Source organism: Bacillus sp. RC252 (genome assembly GCF_044909215.1).
Lineage (GTDB): Bacteria > Bacillota > Bacilli > Bacillales > Bacillaceae_G > Bacillus_A > Bacillus_A mycoides.
Genome location: NZ_JBIYDV010000031.1, coordinates 28759 through 45118 on the forward strand (window position 1 = coordinate 28759; position 16360 = coordinate 45118).

Annotated in this window: 15 protein-coding genes and 2 pseudogenes; 7 read left to right on the top strand and 10 right to left on the bottom strand. The window is 35.1% G+C overall.

Annotation, left to right across the window (positions count from 1 at the left end):
• Window positions 1-2: 2 nt before the first annotated feature.
• From ABH960_RS28025 to phaZ, 5 genes are all read right to left on the bottom strand, one after another.
• Complete coding sequence (locus tag ABH960_RS28025) at window positions 3-1238, bottom strand: CapA family protein (protein ID WP_404449670.1); 1236 nt, start codon at window positions 1236-1238, stop codon at window positions 3-5.
• A 698-nt stretch (window positions 1239-1936) separates the two neighbouring features.
• On the bottom strand, window positions 1937-2926 hold the full coding sequence (locus tag ABH960_RS28030) for a hypothetical protein (protein ID WP_404449672.1): 990 nt from the start codon (window positions 2924-2926) through the stop codon (window positions 1937-1939).
• Window positions 2927-3380: 454 nt separating this feature from the next.
• Window positions 3381-3581: an NETI motif-containing protein gene (locus tag ABH960_RS28035; RefSeq protein ID WP_404449674.1), complete on the bottom strand. Its 201-nt coding sequence runs from the start codon at window positions 3579-3581 to the stop codon at window positions 3381-3383.
• Window positions 3565-4761 carry an MFS transporter gene (locus ABH960_RS28040; protein WP_404449676.1) on the bottom strand — a complete coding sequence of 399 codons (1197 nt, stop codon included), beginning with the start codon at window positions 4759-4761 and terminating at the stop codon, window positions 3565-3567. The genes ABH960_RS28035 and ABH960_RS28040 overlap by 17 nt, the downstream gene beginning before the upstream one ends.
• A 140-nt stretch (window positions 4762-4901) precedes the next feature.
• Window positions 4902-5804 carry an intracellular short-chain-length polyhydroxyalkanoate depolymerase gene (gene phaZ, locus ABH960_RS28045; RefSeq protein WP_404449678.1) on the bottom strand — a complete coding sequence of 301 codons (903 nt, stop codon included), beginning with the start codon at window positions 5802-5804 and terminating at the stop codon, window positions 4902-4904.
• Window positions 5805-5993: 189 nt separating this feature from the next.
• Between phaZ and ABH960_RS28050 the strand changes: the two genes are divergently transcribed.
• The 4 genes from ABH960_RS28050 (at window position 5994) to ABH960_RS28065 (ending at window position 9518) form a co-directional block, all read left to right on the top strand.
• Entirely contained in the window at window positions 5994-6413 is a 420-nt protein-coding gene (locus ABH960_RS28050) for a MarR family winged helix-turn-helix transcriptional regulator (RefSeq protein ID WP_002013810.1), read from the top strand.
• Window positions 6414-6428: 15 nt separating this feature from the next.
• Window positions 6429-7628 (top strand): MFS transporter, encoded by a 1200-nt coding sequence (locus ABH960_RS28055; RefSeq protein ID WP_404449680.1) that lies wholly within the window; start codon window positions 6429-6431, stop codon window positions 7626-7628.
• A gap of 99 nt (window positions 7629-7727) precedes the next feature.
• A complete protein-coding gene (locus tag ABH960_RS28060; protein ID WP_242311006.1) occupies window positions 7728-8987 on the top strand; it encodes a serine hydrolase domain-containing protein in 1260 nt (419 codons plus the stop codon).
• Window positions 8988-9146: 159 nt separating this feature from the next.
• Entirely contained in the window at window positions 9147-9518 is a 372-nt protein-coding gene (locus ABH960_RS28065) for a cupredoxin domain-containing protein (RefSeq protein WP_404449682.1), read from the top strand.
• Between the two features lie 522 nt (window positions 9519-10040).
• Here the strand turns inward: ABH960_RS28065 and ABH960_RS28070 are convergent.
• From ABH960_RS28070 to ABH960_RS28080, 3 genes are all read right to left on the bottom strand, one after another.
• Window positions 10041-10316 (bottom strand): hypothetical protein, encoded by a 276-nt coding sequence (locus tag ABH960_RS28070; RefSeq protein WP_404449684.1) that lies wholly within the window; start codon window positions 10314-10316, stop codon window positions 10041-10043.
• Between the two features lie 147 nt (window positions 10317-10463).
• Complete coding sequence (locus tag ABH960_RS28075) at window positions 10464-10994, bottom strand: hypothetical protein (protein WP_404449686.1); 531 nt, start codon at window positions 10992-10994, stop codon at window positions 10464-10466.
• A gap of 722 nt (window positions 10995-11716) precedes the next feature.
• Window positions 11717-12235: an SMI1/KNR4 family protein gene (locus tag ABH960_RS28080; RefSeq protein ID WP_404449688.1), complete on the bottom strand. Its 519-nt coding sequence runs from the start codon at window positions 12233-12235 to the stop codon at window positions 11717-11719.
• A 616-nt stretch (window positions 12236-12851) separates the two neighbouring features.
• Between ABH960_RS28080 and ABH960_RS28090 the strand changes: the two genes are divergently transcribed.
• Complete coding sequence (locus ABH960_RS28090; protein ID WP_404449692.1) at window positions 12852-13022, top strand: hypothetical protein; 171 nt, start codon at window positions 12852-12854, stop codon at window positions 13020-13022.
• Between the two features lie 302 nt (window positions 13023-13324).
• Here ABH960_RS28090 and ABH960_RS28095 read toward each other — a convergent pair.
• A pseudogene (locus ABH960_RS28095) lies at window positions 13325-14292 on the bottom strand (beta-ketoacyl-ACP synthase 3).
• A gap of 146 nt (window positions 14293-14438) precedes the next feature.
• On the opposite strand from ABH960_RS28095, the pseudogene ABH960_RS28100 reads away from it, so the two are divergent.
• Window positions 14439-14619 (top strand): annotated as a pseudogene (locus tag ABH960_RS28100) (hotdog family protein); the annotation flags it as partial.
• Between the two features lie 119 nt (window positions 14620-14738).
• Window positions 14739-15371, top strand: coding sequence for a glycerol-3-phosphate 1-O-acyltransferase PlsY (plsY, locus tag ABH960_RS28105; protein ID WP_404449694.1), 633 nt, complete (start codon window positions 14739-14741; stop codon window positions 15369-15371).
• A 572-nt stretch (window positions 15372-15943) separates the two neighbouring features.
• Here the strand turns inward: plsY and ABH960_RS28110 are convergent.
• On the bottom strand, window positions 15944-16360 hold a 417-nt coding region (locus ABH960_RS28110), incomplete at its 5' end, for a WD40/YVTN/BNR-like repeat-containing protein (protein WP_404449696.1).

The window sequence follows — 16360 nt, forward strand, 5'->3', positions numbered from 1 at the left end:
TATTAGTCTTTATACCAAATTCCCAACACATCTCTAGGAATATCCTTGAAATCCTTCAAAGAAACGGGACCTACAAATTTTTTAATCCCATGATTTTTAGAATTTTCATCCGAATAATCTTTTAAAAATTGAATTTTAAATTGTTTCTTACCATCAGCATAGTCGGTTACTGTCGGTACGAGTGCCGCTTGTCGTATACCAAAAGTTTTATCTTCATACTTAACAAATTGTATATAGGATAATCCTCCAACCAATGTTTCTAATTTTTCTTGAGCAGAAATAAGATTTCCAAGAGAATAATAGATTAGCGTTTGATGTCCATCTTTATTTTGTTTCCACTCAATTGGTTGAATTACATGTGGATGATTTCCAATTACTACATCTACACCTAAATCTGTTAAATATTGAGCAACTTCTTTTTGTTGTTTTGAAGGTGTAGTGGTATATTCAACTCCCCAATGCACCATAACAATCACCATATCAGAACTACTCTTTGCCTTTTCCACATCATTTTGTATCGCTTTTTTATCAATTAAATTTAATGCCCAAGACTTATCAGCTGGAATTTTAATTCCATTCGTACCATATGTATAATTAAGTAAAGCAAAACGAATCCCATTTTTTGTAATCGTTTTTATTTCATTGCGCTCGTTTTGACTCTCATTAATGCCTACCGGGATAACATCCGGATATTTCTTCCAGTATTCTCTTGTATTCGCAACACCTTTAATACCCATATCCATAGCGTGATTTGTCGCTTGAGTCACTATATTGAATCCAGTATCCACTAAAGATTGACCCACTTCTTCAGGTGTATTGAAAGTAGGATATCCCTGTACTTTTAAATTATTTCCTGCAATCGGGGTCTCCTGGTTCACTATAGCAAGATCACTTGATTTAACAGCTTTTTTGATATTTTCATAAATATAGTTATAATCATATGAACCGTCTTTTTGTTTGCCATCTTTAATTACTGCGTCATGGTATAAATTATCACCCGTTGCTAATAAATTCACAACCGATTTTACTTTTTTATCTTCCGTAAAATTAGGAGACTGTTGGATAGGACTTTTATCTACCCAATTTGGTGCTTTTAATGATGTATCTATATTGGATTGAGCCGGTGGTAATGAAGCTTTAGATGTCTTAACATCTGTATTACCACAAGCGGTTAAAAGCACTAAAAAAATAAGACATAATAAAAAAAACTTTTTACTTCTCTGTAAAGTATCTAACATGTGATCCTCTTTTCTGTTTTATTACTTATAACCAGTTCTAACAAATCATTCTTTAAAACAACGTATTTTGGTTTTATCCTTAATTATGGAAGGACACTTTGTTACATTTGCTTTGGAATATACGGATAATCATTTTCCATTCTCTAGCAATCTATCAATTCCATCAGAATTGATAGATTGCTAGAAAAACATGATCCATCAGGATGTCGACTAGATTCTAATCAATCCTCCAGATATTGAGTTTCATATACCTGTTCCAATTGCAGTAACTGATTTAATCTAAACAAGATAGGAGAATAGTTCATATAGCCTCTTCTCTTGCTTTACGTTCGTGAGTGGCTCCAAAAAGAGGGGATCGTTGCTGTAACCCCCTTTAAATATTATGGAAGCTTTGTAACTAATTTCTTTACGTTAAGCGACAAATATTATACCGATAAAAACAAGTAAGACCCAAGAACTTATTTTACCAATATACAAAAAAAGTAGCAATCTTTTCTACGCCCTATATAAAGAAGCCAATTAGGAGAAATACAAAAGGAAATGGCATTTTATATGTATCGTACTCTGAATTGCACATAATTTTTAGCAAAAACAATAAATACATAATTCCCCGTTTGTTTTCTATGAATTTCCGCAAAAAAAATAGAGGTAGTACCGACATTGGTACCAACCCCTCATCCAATCATTTCAATATAATTTCACGCTTTCTTCAGTGAAAATAGAATATAGATTTTTTCAATTTCATGCGATTCTTCTAATACCCACGAAGTTTGATTTAAAATCTTCTGTAACCCTTCCAATCCAAGATACCTAATTTGCACACCAATAAACTCCGTAAATCCAAGGTATCCCGGATTTACATGCGCTCGGTCGAAAATTAATGAACCCGTGACACGGGCATCCGCTGGGGAATTTTCAAAGAAACGGTTTAAATTCTCAATGATATCTGAATCCGAACCATACTCGAAAAGCCCCCCTTCCGATGAACAGAGCTGAATCCAACCTGAATGTTCCAAGCTCATTTTTAATAATGAATCCGGTTGGCTCCAGTTATAATGAGTTGTATTAAGAGTTATATCAAGACCATGGAATCGTTCCTCCTGCTGCTTCAAGACACCCATACACCTTTTCGCGAAATTAGGGCCGTAAGTATCAATATCTAAAATATTAATCTCAATCTTTCGTCCCTTAAGTAATTCCGGGTCTGATTCCTGTATTAAAATCAAAGTATTGATACTGTCCGTAGCAGCACCACCAGCTATATTAAAAAAACAAAGACCCCGTTCAGGGAATTGCTTAAGCTGAGGAAACAAAATTTCCGACTGGTGTCTGCAAAGATCCCTCAGCCTAATCCGAAGTCCCATAAAAGAAGTTTGCTTCACCGCCCACTTGTCCCGAAAGCCTAATTTTATCCCCTTACTTAAACCAGGGCCTAGTTTGTACAGTAAAGTACGCATACCGCTAAGATAGGAATCATCAACATTCGGCATTTTCACAAAGATATTTTGAATAAAGCTAGGCATCTTTTTTAACGATTCAATGCTCCGGGCTGATTTGAGGCAATTCAAATGATACGCCTGTTCATCAATACTTTCATTAAAAAGGGGATGAGTGATATCCAGCACCGGCAATTGAATTTCATCCTCAAAAACCGCATAGAGGATTCGCTGATTTTGATTTACTTCCATATTTTGAACTCCACCTCGCTTAAGCGATCAATTTCGAACTAACTAAAATACAAAGCTAGTATAATTCTGCTCTTCCAGAAAGATTTAAAGTTGCGGTTGTATTTACTTGCCATTCCGCACCGAACACAAAAAATGATACGTATTTATAGTATGCTTTTTGATATTACACTTTTCTTCTAGACGACAAAATTGATGGAATACAGATTAACGAGCACTCGGCTAATTCACCTATTTTCCCCTGCAAATTTTTAGTTTTAATTTATTATATTCGCTCTCCAATCCATGTCCGGCCAACTAGTTTCTTTTCGTTCTTCCTAGAAAATATCCATTCATTCTATTCAATTCCTCATCTTCATCTTCCTATTCCTTCATTGGTCAATAAAAAAACAAGCCATCCAACTCACAAAGACTGAATTGGATGGCCCTATACGATAAAGAGAATTTATTATTTGTATTACTTCAATTTACCCTCAAAAACAATTTTTCTACCACACGGTTCAACTTCTGTTTTTCCGTCTTTCTTTATTTCATGAAAGATTGGCTCTTCCATGCGACGAGACGGTGCATATCCTTCTTGTTCCATACGCGCTAAGCAGTCTGTAATCGTTTCGTTTTCTAGTACTTCAAATTTTTTCTTATTAGGTTGTTTTGTCATGCCCTAACCTACTTTCTATTTTTCTTGATGCGAATTGATTCTTCATGTAGACCATATATACCATTGCGAGAATTCCCATTATAATCATAACCGCAATAAAAAAGCTTGTATACTGTATTTTTTCTATAAATACGCCTCCTAATACAGGTCCCATAATACTTCCTATACTAAAGGCGATTCCGGATAATATATTACCTGCTGGTAGTAAGTGTCTCGGTAATAAATCTGTCATAAATCCAAGCCCTAGTGAGAAGCATGAGCCAATGACCATACCTGCTATAAGCATACATGCAAAGACAATCCAGTAATATTGATCAAATACTGCCGCAAGTAAGAAAATGCCTGTACTTATGCTAAACGTCCACGTTAAAATACGGTCTCTTCCGTATTTATCACTTAATATACCGAGCGGGATTTGTGTAATAATGCCCCCAACTGCGAATGCTGGTAATAAGAAGGAAACTTCCGATACAGACCACCCTTTTCGAAGTGCGTATACTGGTAAGTTACTATTTAGCATCGCTTCAAGCACACCGTATGCGAGCGGACCAATTAGTGCAATCCAAGCTAATCCAACGACTTGTTTATAACGAGAAAAGGATGATTCACTTTCAGTTTTTGCCTCATCTTGTGCTGGAAATGCATTTTTCGTTGGGAGTAGTAAGAGCCAACCTATTAAACAAAGTATAGTAGATACGATAAATGGTGTCGCAAGACCGTACTGAACAGTGCTTGCTAAATACGGGCCAACTGCGAAACCAATTCCGAAGAATACACCGTATATCGATACTTGTCTACCTATTTTACTAGGATCTGACGTTGTCGTAATCCACGTTTGCGTTCCGACATGGAGCATATGATCTCCAACACCAACTAGGAACCTAAGAATAAACCATACCCAAAATGAAAATGTTTGTGTAAAAAAGAATAATGAAATAATAACGAGAAACCCACCAATTACGATAATTGGTTTCATTCCAAACTTTTGCATCGGTTTTTCAAGAAACGGTGAAATAAATAATATCCCAATGTATAATGCCGTCGCATGAATACCGTTAATACTTGAACTAACCCCTTCTTGTTCAAAAATCATTGCGATGGCAGGTAAGAGCATCCCTTGTGACAAACCCGAGATTGCTACAATCCCAACCATAATCCAAAATGTAAAACGCATTGACATCCCTTATCTCTCCCTTTTGTAATTCACCACACTCATTATATATTGTTTACTGTGGAATAAGAAAGAACTAGTGGCTGAAATAATTTTGGTTTTCCCACAAAAAAGAAGCTAGATACATTTCATCTAACTTCTTCCTCAACCTACTTATCTTCTAACCAATCCTCAACATGTTTTATAAACACATCTAAACAATCAATAAACGGTGAATGCCCGCAATCTTCTAACACCTTCAACTCCGCATTTGGCAAATGTTTAGCTAATTCCTCACCAACTACTTGTGGTACGACATAATCGCGGTCACCTTGTATGACGAGTGTTGGAGCTTTAATATGATGAATTTGCTTATTTCCCTCTACAACCCCGTTATGTTCATCCGAAATATTAAATGTAATGAGCGCATAATTCACATCTACGAAATTACGTTGCGTTAACATATCATCTAAATACTTTTCATAACGATTCGGTTCAGGTTGATTATGTGTATATATTAATAGATTCCATACTGTACGGTAATATAATTTATTCATATTTTTTATCGCATCTAGCACTGGAGCAATTTGTACGGGATCTTGCGCGATTTCTTCTTTCGTCTTTACTAAACTTGATACGATCGGTTGCCCGTTAATATCTTTTTTAAAAATTGGATATCCCTTCATTCCCACTGATTCTACTAAAATCAACTTTTCGACAAATGTTGGATGATTCGCTGTAAATTGCATCGCAACACCACCGCCCATTGACCAGCCCATTAATGAAAATTTTTCTAGTTTTAATTGATCGATAAATAGCTTTACATCTCTTGCAAAGTCTTGTAATGAATCTATCGATTGATTATATGTTGATTGGCCAAATCCTCTTAAATCAAGAGCGTAAATATGGTATTGATCTTGCAACTTTTCAATAACTAAATCCCAGTGTTGTGACGATGTCATGTTCCCGTGAATGAGTACAAGAATTTCTGTATTTTGCCTTCCAACTTCCTGATACGCAATCGTTTCTCCGTTCGATAGTGAAACAAACTCCATTGTTGCAGGCTTAATCATCACAAGTTCCCCCCATTCTTTTAATAGAAAGAAAATTCTTTACTTAATTAAAGAATACCATGTAGAATGTACGTTCTCAATACAAAATCTATACGAAATTTCCACATAAAACAACATGTCTATTACTAGACAAGTAAAATAAAAAGGTATATAGTTAGCTAGGTAACTAATTTGAAAGGATCAAAATACATGGACGAAAAACAACATTTTTTTCACATTGTCAGTCAAACTTCTCGTAAGTTTACGAAGAAATTTAATGAACGTGTATCTCCAACAGGATTATTTAGTGCGCAATGGGCTGTTATTTTCCGCATTAATCAAACTGGATCTTGTACCCAAACAGAATTATGTCAGTATTTAAATGTTGAATCCCCAACGATGACCCGCACGTTAACACGTATGGAAACGATGGGCTGGATTATTCGGACGGAAGGAAAAGATCGCCGTGAAAAGTTGATTTCCTTATCGGAAACAGCAATAGAAATGATTCCAGTATGGCAAGAAGAAGTTGATTCCTTTGAAGAAAAGACGCTAGAAGGTATTAAAGAAGAAGACTTACATGAAGCTTTTCAATTGTTACAACAAATTATCAAAAATTTAGATCATTAATTTGGAGGGATGACGATGCAAAGTGAAAAACTTTGGACGAAGGATTTCCTCGGAACTTGTTTTAGTAGTCTGTTTCTCTTTTTAACATTTTACATGCTTATGACTACTCTGCCTGTCTATGTTATAGACAGCCTAAAAGGAAAACCTGAGGAAATTGGTTTAGTTGCAACTGTTTTTCTTATTTCATCTGTTTTATGTAGACCATTCACAGGAAAATGGCTCGATGATTTAGGAAGAAAGAAAATATTATTTATTTCACTTTCACTATTTTTAGCCGCTACTGTTATGTATTTCGGTACGCAAAGTTTATTTTTATTACTTGCCCTTCGCTTCTTACATGGTATTGGATTCGGAATGGCAACAACAGCAACTGGAACAATTGTAACTGATGTAGCACCAGCTCATAGACGCGGTGAAGCACTTGCTTATTACGGCGTATTTATGAGTCTACCGATGGTAATTGGTCCTTTTTTAGGTTTAACAATTATTTCTCATTTTTCATTTACTGTACTATTTATCGTGTGTTCAGTATTTTCATTACTCGCATTTTTATTAGGATTACTAGTCAATATTCCGCATGAAAAACCAGTAAGTAAACAAACACGTGAAAAAATGAAATGGAAAGACTTAATTGAACCATCTTCTATTCCGATCGCTCTGACAGGATTTGTTTTAGCCTTTTCTTATAGTGGCATTTTATCCTTTATTCCTATTTATGCGAAAGAACTCGGTTTAAGCGAAATTGCAAGTTACTTCTTTATTCTATACGCACTTGTTGTTGTAATCTCTCGTCCATTTACAGGAAAAATATTTGATCGTTTCGGTGAAAATGTACTTATTTATCCAGCTATCATTATTTTCACAATTGGGATGTTCATTTTAAGCCAAGCGCAAACTTCATTTTGGTTCCTTGGCGCAGGTATGTTAATCGGTTTAGGATACGGAACATTAATTCCAAGTTTCCAAACGATTGCAATTTCTGCCGCTCCAAACCATCGACGTGGTTCTGCGACAGCTACTTACTTCTCGTTCTTTGATAGCGGCATTGGCTTTGGTTCTTTCATTTTAGGTATAGTCGCTGCCAAATCAAGTTATCATAATATGTATTTTATCGCAGCTATTATCGTTGCGTTCACTTTACTTCTATATTATGGATTACACGGACGAAAACAAAAATTCAAGAAACAAAGTACAGACGGACAAATATCTGCTTAACGTTCATAAGGAAAGTAAACTTACCCGTTTACTTTCCTTATTTTGTATTTATTTTAAGACGAGCGTATACTTATAATAGAAACTAAAGGAGGTACATGCATGAATGTAAAGAAATCTCCCCTGCTATTACTGTTACTAGTATTACTATTCGTAGTTACAGGGCTTGGGTTTACTTTTTTTAAAAATAATAAAACGACCCCCACTAAAGCAAATGTCACAAAAGAAAACTGGTTAGACGATCCTTACTTACGCTGGTCGTATACACATATGAAAGAATTCACTTTAATAAATGAAGTAAAAAACATCCCTGACCAAGTTGCTCCCTTCCCTACCGCGTTACAAAACTTAGACGATTTTGCTGTGGAGCGTAGATTTGGAAATACGACTCCTCTAAAAAAACTTTTAGACGAAAACAAAACAGATGCTTTTGTCGTTGTACAGAATGGTCAACTTGTTTATGAACGATATTTCAATGGATATAACGAGAGTGAACCTCATGGAATGGCATCGTTAGCAAAGGTGTTTACTGGTGCAATTATACAATCTCTCGCTGAAGAAAATCGAATTGATGTAGAAAAAACAGCTGACACTTACATAAAAGAATTAAAAAATACACCGTTTGGTAAAGCAACACTTCAACAATTAATGGACATGCAAGTTTCCGCTGAATACCCTACTCACGGATATATGCAGCTAGGACTAGAAAATCAAGATGCACAACTATATTTAGCTAGTAATATTTTACCCCGAGGTAAAAATTACGAGGGGCCTATGAAAATTTATGATATGTTACTAGAAGCAGAAGAAACTGCACCACCCGGTTCCTCTTTTTCTTACAATAACGGATCAACAGAAACACTCGCTTGGATTATCCGAACAATCACAGGAAAATCATTAGCTGAAAATGTAAGCGAGCGAATTTGGTCTCAAATTGGTATGGAAGAAGACGCTTATTACGTTACAGATGAAACAAAAGTAGAACAAGCAAGCGCTGGTTTAAATGCAACTGCTAGAGATATGGCGAGGTTCGGGCAATTACTTTTAAATAATGGTCAATATAATGGAAAACAAATCGTCCCTTCTTCTATTACAGAAAGTGTGAAAAATGTACAAGAAGGTGAGCTCGCAATTGGTCGTGGTGCTTCCATTTCTTATCATAATCAATGGTGGATTCCGCACAATGAACAAGGTGCTTTCGAAGTGTTAGGCAGTTACGGACAAACTCTTTACATCGATCCGAAAGCAAGTATGGTAATCGTCCACTTCTCTTCTAACGCTGCGCCTAGTAATGAAATCCATTCGGTTTATTCCGATATGTATATTGATATTGCACATCATTTGGAGAAGCTTCCACAGTAGTGGAGGCTTTTTTTATTTACCCAAATCCTATTCCAGTTAGTACTTGGTTAGTAGGAGTTGCCGAAAGAATTACTATTTAAGCCACGCGTAAACCCCATTTATATTGATAATATTTTAGTAATTTGAAAACACTAGTGCTTAGGAAAGGAGGGATTACGAATGTCTGTGAAAAAGCTATTAACTGGATTAATCATTTCACTTGCGATGATTGTAGTTATGACTACTTTAGGATCACTCCGCGTATTGGCCGAATCCGACGTTGTGAGACAGCCTATTGAGGTTGAATTGAATGATGATTACTTTAATCCGAGTATCATCACTGTTCCGGTTGGGAAAACGACGACGTTGCTATTGAAAAACAAAGGAAATAGAGAACATACCTTTACGGTGAAAAAACTCGGAATTGACGCCGAAGTCCCGTCAGGAAAAGAAATAACAATTACCGTAAAACCTGAAACTCCCGGTACATATGAACTAATATGTCGGTTCCACTACTTGAAAGGAATGGATGGAAAAGTAATAGTCCAATAACGAGCGGTACCGGTCGATCCTTACTTTTTGATAAAGTGAAACTTAAATTCGTGGGGGTATCCATCCCCCACAGATTATGAGCTCTCACTAATCAGTTTTTTACTGGTAGCATAAAATCGTTACATTTTCATAGCGTATGAAATTTGTGTTTTGATGGTGCTATCCCATCGCCATCAAGTTAAGCTTATATAAGTTTAACTTTACGTAGAATTTTTTCTTTTTTCTAAAGGTCCAGTGTAAGTTCTTTAAAGATTTGCATACTAAATAAACCCTATTGGGTTTCAATTTTTTTGATTATGCTACATGATTGTGAGACATAGTAAAGTCATATACGACGCCTAAGATATCAAAGACTGTTTTCTTCTTGTACCGGTGAGATTTTCTCCCGTGTAAAAGATCATGAGAATAGCACTCAAAAATCAATTCTTGGATTCAGCACTCAATCATTAGAAGAGGCTATTTTATAATAATCATCCCCCAAAAAAAGAAACGAACAAAAATGTTCGTTTCTTTTTTTTGTGTTTAATGCTCAAGAAAACTTATAACCGCATAAGTATATAGAACGACTAGAGCAAAGGCACATATTCCCATAATTATAATCGCTAGTGCGCTTTTCTCTTGTCTAAACCCTATAATTCCAAGAATAAATGTACTCCACATTGTTACCTTAAGCATTGTAGAAAGGTTGGGAATTGAATATCCACTCAACCAGGTAGAGAAACTTACAATTACGGAAAAAGAGAACAAAGTTAGAACAATAGATAATATATTAATGTGCTTCCCATACTTCAGTTGCATTTCGCTACCCCCTTTTCTTTTCATTAGTGAATAATAGGTAGATGGCTATATTTTTATTCTATTCTAAATTTTCTTAAAAATCCACAACGAAAAGAAGAGGTTGTCCCAAAAGTCGCTGAATAGTTACTTTTAGGTAACCTCTTTTCTTTATTTTTTACTTTCCTGTAGTTTAGAGATACTTGCTTCTTTTTCAGGTAACGTATCAACAAAATCCTTTTGAGATTTTAATAAGTCAGATTGTTGTATCCAAGCCATAAGATCATCTAAAGATTTACGGGCTTCTTTTACATCGCCAGTAATACCATTCATGTTCAACTTATTAAATTTAACTAAAATTTCTTGTTGAATCTCACCTTGCAATGCATTGGCTTGCTTTGTTAATTCTTTATTTTCATCACTTTTTTCCTTTTGAACATTATTCATAGCTTTCCCGATTTCATGTTTATCAAAAGCATCTTGCGCTTTCTTTAAATTTTTGGTTTGTTCTAACTTACTTTTAATCTTCTTATCATCCTTCAACTTCAAAGCCTCTTGACAATTCTTTATAGCTTCGCTATATTTTTTATCCTTAATGTTCTTATCAGCTTTTGATGTATAATCTTCAAAGGAATTACTACTACAAGCTGCCAGTAGCAAGATGAATGCTAGAATTAACCCATAAAACTTAACATTTTTCATAGAACCTATGCCTCCCCTTCTATATGCATATACTTATATCATTACAATTTCTGTAAAAATCGAAAGGGATACATATGTTATCAATTTGATAAATATTCTGTTGGAGGCATTATGTATCATTTATTATCTTTTTCGGTAGACTGAATATATTCAAAGAAATCCGGTGGTTCTTCCATTGCTTCTTTTTTAAATTTTTCAAGTTCTTCACGTTCACGCAGAGACAATTTTTCTAGTTGGAGTACCACCCCATCACCATCAAGCTAAGAAATGCAAATACCTCAAAACGAAAAAATGAACATTTTGTTACAAGTTAGTACAAATTTTCGTTCTGGGGATACTATAAAATTTTAGCTTGATGGGCATGTGGTACTACCCCATGTCCATCAAGCTAAGAAAAGCAAATACCCCCAAAACGAAAATTTTATTATTTTACAGTTATTTACGGGAATTCAGATCATTCAACTTAAAATAACTGTTAGTTTCCCAAATAATCAATATCTGATTTTATCTAATAGGTTTACAGAGGGTTATGTAAGGACACTATGCGTTAATATAATACTTCGCGACTTCTTTTATCGTAGTTTACCTGGAAAAGCTCTTCTCTACTTGGCGGTGGTGGGGGCTTTTTCTTATACACTTTTACTTTTTTAATTCTTTTAGCGTTACATCCCTAAAGAACTTTGAATAAGGTTTGTCGCTATCGTTTATCTATGGGATACTATTTAATCTTTTAATAAATCTTCGTCTAAAAAGAGTTCGATGTCATCTAAATTTACACTTTCTTTTCTTTCATGAATTGAAAATTTTAAAATAAATTCTTCAAATGAGTTTGCTATAAGATAATAATATTCTTTTCCATCTTCGTTTATTGTTTCACCTTCATGATACCAATAATAAATTTTACCCCTGTATTTATTTTTTAAGCCTATACATATTAAATCTCCCCCGTCTGCATCTGCAATAGGCATTACACTACTTCCTAAAATATCCTTATAAGTTTGAATGATTGATTCAATTTCATAGGCATCACTAGTAATACCATAAAAGCCACCTATCGAGTCAAAACCATCCTTGGGAGTTACAGGGGTAACTTCAATTGGCTGGTACATTCTATTATCCTTAAAAAAACACCCTCCATATTCAAGCAAAAACTCTTTGTAGTCTAATGGTAAATCTACACCATATATTCGTTTAATTGTTTCGATTGACTTATATGCATCTTCTTTTTTTGATACTACCATTTCCGAATCAATTATTTCATTTAATACTTGCTTTATTATTTTTTTTATTTTATTTTCCTCCTCTTAAATCTGATGCTGAACCTATATGTGGTATATTAGCATGTAAATCTGTTGGAATTAACTCAATTTCAGTAGAACTTTTATGGTGAGGTGTTAACCTTTTTTCTTTTAACCAGGTCTTTCCTTGATTCTTTGATTTAAAGTATACGCATAGGTAAATAGAGAAGAATGGAGGATTCTTACCTAACATCCTATATTTATATTTGAGTAGTATTTGGAAGATGTGAGTAAATACCATCAATATGAGGTTGTAGCTGATTTCTCGAATATAAAAACCTATATTGATAATTGTAGTGACCCTACACTAAAAGCACAGGTAAATGCTAGTACTATTGTGGTGATTATAGCAAATTAAAAGCACAAATTGGAGAGATAGCTCCAGGTTTTGGGACAATAAAAGGGGGAACACAAATACAACTTCCTTTAACAGTCGAACAATTAGAAGGATTGAAACAAATAAAATAAGGAGGATAATTTTAATATGACAAGAGATGAGGCAAAACGAATCCTATCAGAAGAAGGATTAAAATATTATAACTGATTTCATGAAAAAGATGTGGATCCGGATGAGGTTCTAATTTATAAAGAGGATAATAAGTGGGTTATTTGTGCAACTGATGAGAGAGCGAGTATTGTAGAAACCTCAATTGCTCATTATGGTAATGAAGAAGAGGCATTAGATGATTTTATTAAACGAGTAAGATTGGAAAAAATATTAAAGCCATGAAGATAAAAGGTTGAGTTAATTTTTTTTGAATATAGTTAAAAAGCAGTAACCCGAAATTAATTTCAGGCTACTGCTTTTTAAGTTAGTCCTGGGGTCTCGCCACATTGCTAGCAAGCTAACAAAAAGAAATCCCCTCAAAGTGAAAAAAATACGTTATTCTTTCTGTAGAATCATAGGAAAGGATGGCGTTTTTTGCTTTATGGGTAGTGCAAAAACTTAGCTTTATAGCGATGGGACGGAATCCCTATAAAGATTTTTAATGTAATAAAATACGTTTATGTTACTATTGAATATTTCATCTCCTATTCCTTTGCTAAATGCCATTTAATGATATGTCCAGCGTGTGTAAGACCTCCTCCAAACCCATAGAGTAAGAGAGTGTCCCCGTTTTTCACCTTTCCTTCGTTCATACCTATGTCTAATGCCAATGGAATGGAGACGGAAGAAGTATTCCCCATGTATGTTACACTCGTTAATGTTTTATCCAGTGGGACACCTGATTTTTCACATATAGATTCAATCATTCGCAAATTAGCACTATGTGGAACAAACCAGTTCACCTCATCCAGTTGTAACTCTGCTTGACATAACAATTCTTTAATACCAATTGGTAGTGTCCGTGCTGCCCACTTATATACTTCTCTTCCATTTTGAACTATCTTCCCATGTGTTTTTAAAGGATTTCCAAACATGGTAGTAGATAAATTTTTACGATATACATGCATACCCCCTTCCCCATTTGTCCCAATATGGGTAGCTATAAAGCTAGACACTTCTTCATCTTTCTCTACTAAAACAGCTACGGCTCCATCTCCAAATAAGATACATGTAGTTCGATCTGTATAGTCTGTAATCTTAGATAAGGTTTCTGTCGTTACAATTAAAATCTTGCGATGAAGACCAGATGTAATCCATATGTAAAACCAGCACAAGTAGCATTGAAATCAACAGCGCCTGTATGCTGAATATTAAAATGCTCTTGTATTTGGCAGGCTACACTTGGAAAAGTGTAGTCAGGCGTAGTTGTTGAAACGAGAATACAATCCACGTCGACAAGACTTTTATGATAACGTTCCACTAAGTTTTCAATAGCTTTAAAAGCTAATGTAGAGGCATATTCGTTATCACCAGCAATTCTTCTTTCCTTCATCCCAGTTCTTTGTACAATCCATGCATCATTTGTATCTACTAGTTTTTCTAAATCATCATTGGTCAGCTTTTTTTCAGGTACATAGGTACCAATAGCTGTAATTCTTGCTTTTGATTGCATACATTTATCCTCCTTTACTATTTTTACACTTAATTATATAATCAAATAATAGTACCAGGTGCTAATTATTGTCAATATTCGAACATGCTATTTTAGGGAATTAAACTAACTAAAATATCTAGCTATGGTATAAAGGAGAGAAATTCATGTTCAATATTCAACAAATTAAAGAAATTATTCCCCATCGTTACCCCCTATCGGATCATTGAAGTAGAAGAAGGAAAGCGTGCAGTTTGGCTCAAAAATGTTGTGACTAATCAAGGGTTTTTTACCGGTTGTTTTTCTGGCTATTCAGTTATTACCAACATCCTTATTGTAGATGCCCTTTTAACATGAATAAAAAAAGTAGAAGTTTATTAAAAAATTTTTTGGAGAAGAACAATGCTAAAACCCTGTATTAATGGAGAAATAAAAGAAATTTAGAATAATTTAAAGGGAGAAGAGTGATGATTGATATTTTAAAGATTTTTGCGGCCTTAGTTTTGGGCTACCTTTTAGGCAGCCTTAATACAGCGGTGATTGTAGGGAGAATATACGGAAAGGACATAAGAAGCCATGGAAGCAAAAGCGCCGGGCTTACCAATACTCTGAGAGTACTTGGGAAATCTGCTGCGGTGTTTGTTCTTGCGGGAGATATATTAAAAGGGATAATTGCCTGTTATATAGGCTTGTTCCTTAGCGTTTACTTTTATTCGGGAGAGGCTAAAGATTGCGTAAGCCTTTTAGCGGCAGGCGCAGGGGCGGTTATAGGGCATAACTGGCCGGTATATTTTGGGTTTAAAGGGGGCAAGGGAGCACTTACAGCAGTGGCTGTGCTGTTTATGGTTGACTGGGTTATGGCCCTTTTATGCCTTGGCTTTTTTGTGATAATAGTAGCTTTAACCCGTTATGTCTCTTTAGGTACAATATGTGCTACATTGCTTATTGCGGTTATTTCATTTATTCCTGTTTTTGGGAATACCGTATATTTTTATATATTTGCATTCCTAATGGCGTTTATGGTTATTTTCAGGCATATGGAAAATATAAAAAGGCTGCTTTCAGGAACAGAAAATAAACTTATTTTTCTGCGGCGTTGAGCATGTCGTCAAAATAGAAAAAAATTGGGGTTAGTTAACCATTTAAGGGGTACGGCAACGATTCTTTACTTTTGGAGCCACTCAGGAAAAATGTACTTTATGGCGTACCGCCACATGCCTATCAACCTAACAGAACAGGTTGCCCCAAAAACGATAAAAATGAACTTCGGTGCTAAAACAACACAAAATTTTCGTTTAGGGGGTACTTTAAAATCTTAGCTTGATAGCGATGTGGTAATACCCGTTTAGAACGATATCTTTGCCCTAAAAAAAATCGAACCATAAATTTGCCGGCAAGCTTATGGTTCGATTTAAATTATTTACTTTTAGTAACTACTCAGCCCCTCTATGAAAAAAAGCCAGAAAAGCATCTTTTTAAATGGGCGAGAGGGACTGGCCATGCATAGAAGCGGTCAGGGCCTTTTCCTGCCACGCGTAAAGCTTTAAAACAAAGAAAGGCAGCGAGGTGTAGGTCCATTTTTATCTTCATGGCTGGAATTATACTCCTTACCAAACTTCTAAATGAAATGTATAGCTGAGTAGTTACCTTATTTTTCAAAAAAACATTCTGACTATTTCTTTTTCACTTCTTCTACAAATTCCCATGTCTCTCCGTTATCTTTTGATTGATAAAGTACACTACTATCGCCATTGTAGTCTCCATCTGCCCCTTGTCCAACTAACATATTAAAAACCCCATCTTTCTCATATGGCATACTAGGAGAATCAAAAGGACTTATTGTGGACTGTGTATGATCTAATTTGACTTCATGCGGCGGATATTCTACCTTTTTGAAAGATCCCCCCCCATCATCTGTGCGATATAACTCTCCCTCATTACCAGAAGGTCTAACTGCTCCTAAAAACCCAAGTTTATCATTTATAAAAGTGATTCCTGATACACTACCAATCCCCCTATTAAATGGGTCTGGATTGATAACCTCCCATGTTTCCCCTTCATCACTAGTCTTGCTTAATGAATAAAAGGC